This window comes from Streptomyces sp. C (genome assembly GCF_000158895.1).
GTDB lineage: Bacteria > Actinomycetota > Actinomycetes > Streptomycetales > Streptomycetaceae > Streptomyces > Streptomyces racemochromogenes.
The window spans coordinates 6,558,913-6,564,299 of record NZ_GG657750.1; the positions used below are offsets into that span (position 1 = coordinate 6,558,913).

Genomic DNA, 5,387 nt, shown 5'->3' on the forward strand with positions numbered 1-5,387 from the left:
CCGACACCGTGGACTACGTCTTCTACGAGGCCCGCACCACCCCCCTGCACCGGGAGCACATCGTGCTCCACGAGCTCGGGCACATCCTCTTCGGCCACCACTCCCTGGAGGGCGAGGAGACCGACGGCCGGGCCCCCGTCGTCCGCGGCCGCACCGACTACACCACCCGCCAGGAGCAGGAGGCGGAGATGCTCGCGAGCATGATCCGCACCCGTACCTCCACCGCCGGCCACCCCCGCCGCGGCGCGGCGCCCCGGGGAGCCCTGGCCCGGCTGGAGTCCGCCATGGGCTACGCACGGGGCCACCGCGATGGCAGCTGAACTCGCCGCCGCCGGGGACTGGCTCGCCGTCCCCGGCGTGGTCTGCCTGTGGATCGCCGTCCTGATCCGCGCCCCCGGCGCCCTGCGCTCCCCGGAACAGCGCGGACTGTGGCTGGCCGTCGCCACCGCGGCCGCCGCGATGACCCTCAACCTGCCCGCCGTCGTCACGTACGCCATGAGCCGCGAGCCCTCGTACGCCCACACGGTCGGCCTCGTCCGCAACCTCATCGGTGTCCTGTCGGCCGGCGCCGTGCTCTACTTCGTCGCCGCCGCCACCCGCGGACCCAGGCTCCAACTGGCCTCCTGGGCGGGCACGGTGCTCTGGTTCGCCGTCCTCATCACCCTGGACGCCACCGCGCCCGAGCACGGCACGCACACGATCCCGCCCACCGGGACGCCCGTGCCCTCCCTCGCGTACTGGCTCGTGCTCATCTCGGCCCACCTGATCGCCAACACCGTCTGCGTCTTCGTCTGCTGGCGCTACGGCCGCCGCTCGGAAAGCCGCGCACTCGCCCTGGGACTGCGGCTGTTCGGCCTGGGCACCGCGCTGGCCTGGGCGTTCTGGTTCGCCTACCTGCTCAAGGCCCTCTTCGGCAGCACCTGGGCACTGCCGGCCCTGCCGCTGATGATGAACCTGCACGGCCTGCTGCGCGCCGCAGCGATCCTCGTGCCCACCGTGTTCGCGCTGCGCCGCACCCTCGCCGACACCACCACCGCCTGGCGGCTGTGGCCGCTGTGGCGGGACCTGGTGCAGGCGGTCCCGTACGTGGTCCTCACCGAACCCCGCACCGGGCGGCTGCTGGAACTGCTCTGGCCGCCAGTGCCGCGCAACCTGCTCGTCTACCGCAAGGTCATCGAGACCCGCGACGCGATCCTGATCCTGGGGGAGTACGTCACCCCGGGCGTCCCGGAACTCGCCCGCGGCCATGTCGCCGGCACGGGCGTCCCCGAGCAGCGGCGCACCGCCGCCGCGCTGGCCTGCGTACTGAAGGAGGCCCGGCGGGCGAAGCTCGCCGGACTGCCCGGACTGCCCGGACAGCCGCCACGGGCCCCCGCGCTGGACCTCCCGGCCGTGATGCGGACCTCCGCCGAGGGCGGGGACCTGGAGGACGAGGCCAGGTTCCTGGTGGACGTCGCCCAGGCCTACGCCTCGCCCACGGCCGCCGCCTTCGCCCCCGCCACCCGAACCGCCTGAACACCCGAGAGCGAGCCCACGTGCCCACCACCGTACTGATCACCGGGGCCAGCGCCGGCCTCGGCGCCGCCTTCGCGCGGGCCTTCGCCGCCAAGGGCTGCGACCTGGTCCTCGTGGCCCGCGACAAGGACCGCCTGGAGGCCCTGGCCGCCGAGCTCGGCCGTGAGCACGGCAGCACCTGCGAGGTGCTGCCCGCCGACCTGCTCGACGCCGGAGCCCTCGCCACCGTCGCCGACCGGCTCGCCGACACCGCCCGCCCCGTCGACGTCCTCGTCAACAACGCCGGATTCGGCCTGCCCGCGCCCTACCCGTACAACCCGGTGGAGGACGAGGAGCGGATGCTCGACCTCCTCGTGAAGGTCCCGCTCCGGCTCACCCACGCGCTCCTGCCGGGCCTGCGCGAACGCCGCCGGGGCGCCGTCCTCAACGTCTCCTCCGTCGCCGGCCTGCTCCCGACCGGCACCTACGGGGCGGCGAAGGCCTGGATCACCGCCTTCAGCGAATCCCTCCGGGTCGACATGGAGCCCTACGGGGTCCGCGTGCTCGCGGTCGTCCCCGGCTTCACCCGCACCGAGTTCCAGGAGCGCGCCGGCATGGACGTCAGCGCCCTGCGCGACGCGGTGTGGCTGGAGCCGGAGGCCGTGGTGGCCAAGGCCCTGCGCGACCTGCGCAACGCCGCCGCCCGATCAGCGTCACGGGCCGCCACTACCAGGCGTACGCCTTCGCGGTCCGGCACCTGCCGCGCGCCTTCGTGGCCCGCAGGATGGCCCGCGACCGGCGCCCCCCGGCCGGCCGGCCCGCCTGAGCAGGGCCGGTTTGGCGGGACGGCGGTCCGGGCAGCAGCCTGGCGGAGGGGGGGCGGGCGACCCGGGGGCCGAAGGAGGATCCGTCATGGACGAGCAAGGCGGCGCCGGAGGCGTCCCGCTCCACCACGATGACGCAGGACGGCAGCACGGCAAGCCGCGTGCCGAGCGGCACCGCTCCGCCCCGGGATCCGGGCCGGAGCCGGAGCCCGCGCCCGTCCGGCGCGAGGACACGGACGAGGCGAGCCGCCTCGACCGCCCCGGGACCCCGGAGCAGGACCCGGCGGAGCCCCGCAAACACCGCAGCCACGGCAAGGGCCCGGACGAGTTCTAGACGCCCGGGCCGGTCCCGGCTCCGGCCGCGCGGAACGCGCAGGCCGGGGCCCTGCGGTGCCCGGGTCGGTCTGGCGCCGGGTCCGTCAGAGTTCGGTGACCTTGCCGTCGGCGACCTCCAGGCGCCGCGTCACGCGCACCGCGTCCAGCATCCGCCGGTCGTGCGTGACCAGCAGCAGCGTGCCCTCGTAGGCCTCCAGGGCCGACTCCAGCTGCTCGATCGCCGGCAGGTCCAGGTGGTTCGTCGGCTCGTCCAGCACCAGCAGGTTCACCCCGCGCCCCTGGAGCAGCGCCAGGGCCGCCCGGGTGCGCTCGCCGGGGGACAGGGTCGCCGCCGGGCGCAGCACGTGCGCCGCCTTCAGGCCGAACTTGGCCAGCAGCGTGCGCACCTCCGCCGGCTCGGTGTCCGGGACGGCCGCGCAGAACGCCTCCAGCAGTGGCTCACCGCCGAGGAACAGGCCGCGCGCCTGGTCGACCTCCCCGACCAGGACGCCCGAGCCGAGGACGGCCGAGCCGGAGTCCGGGGCCAGCCGGCCCAGCAGGACCGCGAGCAGGGTGGACTTGCCAGCGCCGTTGGCCCCGGTGATCGCCACCCGGTCCGCCCAGTCGATCTGCAGGCTCGCCGGGCCGAAGGAGAAGCCGCCGCGCTTGACCGCCGCCTCGCGCAGGGTGGCGACCACCGAGCCGGAACGCGGGGCCGCCGCGATCTCCATGCGCAGCTCCCACTCCTTGCGGGGCTCCTCCACGACCTCCAGCCGCTCGATCGCCCGCTGCGTCTGGCGGGCCTTCGCGGCCTGCTTCTCGCTGGACTCGCCGCGCAGCGCCTTGCCGATCTTGTCGTTGTCGGTGGACTTGCGGCGGGCGTTGCGCACGCCCTTGTCCATCCAGTTGCGCTGCATCTGCGCCCGGCCTTCGAGCGAGGCCTTCTTGTCCGCGTACTCCTCGAACTCCTCGCGGGCGTGGCTGCGGGCCCGCGCGCGCTCCTCAAGGTACGACTCGTAGCCGCCGCCGTAGAGGTTGATCTGCTGCTGGGCCAGGTCCAGTTCGAGGACCTTGGTGACCGTCCGGGTCAGGAACTCGCGGTCGTGGCTGATGACCACCGTGCCGGCGCGGAGCCCCGTCACGAACCGCTCCAGCCGCTCCAGACCCGCCAGGTCGAGGTCGTTGGTGGGCTCGTCGAGGAGGAACACGTCGTAGCGGGACAGCAGCAGGGAGGCCAGGCCCGCCCTGGCGGCCTGGCCGCCCGACAGGGCCGACATCGGCAGGTCCAGGCTCACGGCCAGACCCAGCTCGTCGGCGACCTCCTGGGCGCGTTCGTCGAGGTCGGCGCCGCCGAGGTTCAGCCAGCGGTCGAGTGTGTCCGCGTACGCGTCGTCGGCGCCCGGGGTGCCGTCCACCAGCCCCTGCGTGGCCTCGTCCAGCGCCGCCTGCGCGGCGGCCACGCCGGTCCGGCGGGCCAGGAACCCGCGCACCGACTCGCCTTCGCGGCGCTCCGGCTCCTGCGGGAGGTGGCCGACGGCCGCCCCGGGAGGGGAGAGCCGCAGCTCTCCGGTCTCGGGGGTGTCCAGCCCGGCGAGCAGGCGCAGCAGGGTCGACTTCCCGGCGCCGTTGACGCCGACGAGTCCGATGACGTCGCCGGGCGCGACGACGAGGTCGAGACCGGCGAAGAGCGTGCGCTCACCGTGCGCGGCGGTGAGGTTCTTGGCGACGAGGGTTGCAGTCATGATGCCCCGATCCTAGCGGCGCGCCGCCGCCCTACCCGCCGATCAGCCGCAGGCCCGCCCACAGGGCCGTCACCGCCGCCGCGAGGGACACCGGCGTGGTCAGCAGCCCGAGCCGGGTGAAATCGCCGAGGCGGACGTCCTCGCCGTGGGCGTGCAGGAGCCGCCGCCACAGCAGGGTGGCCAGGGAGCCGACGTACGTGAGGTTCGGGCCGATGTTCACGCCGATCAGCACGGCCAGCACCACCCCCGGCCCGCCGGGGGCGGCCAGCGGCAGCAGCGCGAGCACCGCGGGCAGGTTGTTGATCAGGTTGGCGAGTACGGCGGCCACCCCGGCCACCGCCAGCAGCGCGGGCAGCGCGTCCCCGTCGGGCAGCAGCCACTCCAGCCCGTCGCCGAGCCCGTGGGCCACCACGGCCCGTACGACCACCCCCAGTGCCAGCACGAACAGGCAGAACGCCGGCGCGGTGGAGGCCACCAGCCGCCGCGGGGTGGTCTCGCGGCGCCGCAGGGCCCGTACGCCCAGCACCACCGCGCCGGCCAGCGCGGCCCAGGCGGGACTGGCCTCCGCCAAGGAGGCCACGGCGAAGCCCGCCAGGGTCAGCACCAGCACGACGAGGGCGAACCGCGGCACGGGCGCCGGCTCCGCCGCCCCGGGCACGTGCTCGGGCGGGGCGGCCAGGTCCGCCCGGAAGAAGCGGCGGAACACCGCGTACTCGACCGCGATGGCGACCGCCCAGGGCGCCGCCATGAGGGCCGCGAACCGGGTGAAGGTGAGCCCGCTCGCGGCGAAGGCCAGCAGGTTCGTGAGGTTGGAGACGGGCAGCAGCAGCGAGGCCGAGTTCGCCAGGTGCGCGGTGGCGTACACGTGCGGGCGGGGCCGGGCGCCCAGCCGGGCCGACGTCGCCAGCACCACCGGCGTCAGCAGCACCACCGTGGCGTCCTGGCTCAGCGCGGCGGTGACCGCCGCGGCCACCACGATCCTCCACCCAGCAGCCCCGCCGCGCCCCGCCCG

The 5,387-nt window shown here is 75.2% G+C and carries 5 protein-coding genes and 1 pseudogene; 4 read left to right on the plus strand and 2 right to left on the minus strand.

Going from position 1 to position 5,387, the window contains the following annotated elements:
- The 4 genes and pseudogenes from SSNG_RS29430 to SSNG_RS29445 form a co-directional block, all read left to right on the plus strand.
- A pseudogene (locus SSNG_RS29430) lies at positions 1-320 on the plus strand (ImmA/IrrE family metallo-endopeptidase); the annotation flags it as partial.
- Positions 310-1,515, plus strand: coding sequence for an MAB_1171c family putative transporter (locus SSNG_RS29435; RefSeq protein WP_007267579.1), 1,206 nt, complete (start codon positions 310-312; stop codon positions 1,513-1,515). The pseudogene SSNG_RS29430 and the gene SSNG_RS29435, both read left to right, overlap by 11 nt.
- Positions 1,516-1,535: 20 nt before the next feature.
- Entirely contained in the window at positions 1,536-2,453 is a 918-nt protein-coding gene (locus SSNG_RS29440) for an SDR family oxidoreductase (protein ID WP_206731344.1), read from the plus strand.
- The gene (locus SSNG_RS29445; protein WP_007267581.1) at positions 2,407-2,652 is read left to right on the plus strand and encodes a hypothetical protein; all 246 of its coding nucleotides are present in this window, start codon (positions 2,407-2,409) and stop codon (positions 2,650-2,652) included. The genes SSNG_RS29440 and SSNG_RS29445 overlap by 47 nt, the downstream gene beginning before the upstream one ends.
- A gap of 85 nt (positions 2,653-2,737) precedes the next feature.
- Here the strand turns inward: SSNG_RS29445 and SSNG_RS29450 are convergent, their stop codons facing one another.
- Together SSNG_RS29450 and SSNG_RS29455 are read right to left on the minus strand one after the other, a co-directional pair.
- The gene (locus SSNG_RS29450; RefSeq protein ID WP_007267582.1) at positions 2,738-4,375 is read right to left on the minus strand and encodes an ABC-F family ATP-binding cassette domain-containing protein; all 1,638 of its coding nucleotides are present in this window, start codon (positions 4,373-4,375) and stop codon (positions 2,738-2,740) included.
- A gap of 31 nt (positions 4,376-4,406) precedes the next feature.
- Positions 4,407-5,387: ArsB/NhaD family transporter (locus SSNG_RS29455; RefSeq protein WP_063749923.1), on the minus strand; the 981-nt coding region annotated here is incomplete at its 5' end.